This is a genomic window from Neglectibacter sp. X4, from assembly GCF_009917365.1.
GTDB lineage: Bacteria > Bacillota > Clostridia > Oscillospirales > Acutalibacteraceae > Acutalibacter.
On record NZ_QWLE01000327.1, the window covers coordinates 1 to 558 of the forward strand.

The 558-nt window shown below is 39.1% G+C and carries 1 protein-coding gene; it reads right to left on the reverse strand.

Annotated elements, in window-relative coordinates:
* Positions 1 to 77: 77 nt before the first annotated feature.
* Positions 78 to 311: a hypothetical protein gene (locus D1841_RS18410; RefSeq protein WP_160202277.1), complete on the reverse strand. Its 234-nt coding sequence runs from the start codon at positions 309 to 311 to the stop codon at positions 78 to 80.
* Positions 312 to 558 lie beyond the last annotated feature (247 nt).

The following is a 558-nucleotide window of genomic DNA, read 5'->3' on the forward strand; positions in this document are numbered from 1 at the left end:
ATTGTCCATATACGTTACAAATGGATTTTGCTTGTCAAACCAAAACATTCGTCCTCCACAGCACGCATCTAAAATCTTCATAACTTTGTTTCTCCTTTCAATTTATCCAACAACCGTATCCAGTCATCTTTGTCACACTCATCGCCGTAATATGGCGCTTGCTCAATATCTGTAATCATGATTTTCTTGCATTTGTTTGACAACTTTGGAATCTCGGAGATAATGTACCTTGTCACTATCCCAACCATGTAGCTTCTTCTGCCTAGTGCATAGCGCAAAGCACATATTAAAACGCTTTCATAATCTGTCATTCATCTACCTCATTATCTAACCATTCTTCTTTGCACAAATAGCACAAATCTCTACGTGGAATTTTTCCTGCACACAAGCATCTTTCGTCTCCTACGTAATACGGACACTCCACATTGTAAAAAACCATTGATTCGTACGATGCTCCCCCATCGTCTATACAATCTGGGTCTGTCAGTTGCATAACCATGTACTCTCTGTTTGTCATTCCTGCTCACCTGCCTCAAATATTTCATTTTTTCTCAAACA

What these genes read in the sequence shown, in the direction of transcription:
- D1841_RS18410 (WP_160202277.1), bottom strand. Translation starts at nt 311, where the DNA reads ATGACAGATTATGAAAGCGTTTTAATATGTGCTTTGCGCTATGCACTA.